The sequence below is a fragment of the Alcanivorax sp. HI0044 genome, from assembly GCF_001634945.1.
This window is the reverse complement of record NZ_LWEZ01001691.1, coordinates 1-645: the sequence shown is the minus strand read 5'-3', so window position 1 is coordinate 645 and position 645 is coordinate 1. Positions and strand designations below refer to the sequence as shown.

The following is a 645-nucleotide window of genomic DNA, read 5'->3' as shown; positions in this document are numbered from 1 at the left end:
TTCATGCGCAGGCCATCCGGACCTTTCATGGTGAGCACATACCGGTGGCTGTGCTGGCCCTTGTTCTGAATTTCCAGCCGATAGATGTTTTCCACTTCGCCACTGCTGGCGGTGCGGTAGAGCTGATTCCGGTCTCGAATCACATCGACCTGCAGTGGCACACGGCTGTACAAGGTGCCCATAAACAGGCTGCCCATGATGATGAGGATGGCGCCATAGCCGATGAGTCGGGGGCGCAGAATGCGAGTCTTAAAGCCTTCCAGGGCGTTTTCGGTGGTGTAGCGAATCAGCCCGGGTGGCTTGCCGATATGATCCATGACGTCGTCACAGGCGTCCACGCAGGCCGCGCAGGTAATGCATTCATACTGCAGCCCATCACGAATATCGATGCCAGTGGGGCAGACCTGAACACACATGCCGCAGTCGATGCAGTCGCCTTTTTCCACTACCGTATCTTCCTGCTGGCGTTTTTTGGCACCACGGCCACGGGGTTCGCCGCGTTGTTCGTCGTAAGACACGATCAGCGTGTCGCGGTCGAACATGACGCTCTGGAAACGGGCGTAGGGGCACATGTAGAGACATACCTGTTCGCGCATGAACCCGGCGTTGCCGTAGGTCGCCACTGTGAAGAAGCCCACCCAGAAG

General features: G+C 57.8%; 1 protein-coding gene. It reads right to left on the bottom strand.

Annotated features, from left to right (window positions below):
* On the bottom strand, positions 1-645 hold a 645-nt coding region (locus A3730_RS25460), incomplete at both ends, for a 4Fe-4S dicluster domain-containing protein (protein ID WP_156501361.1).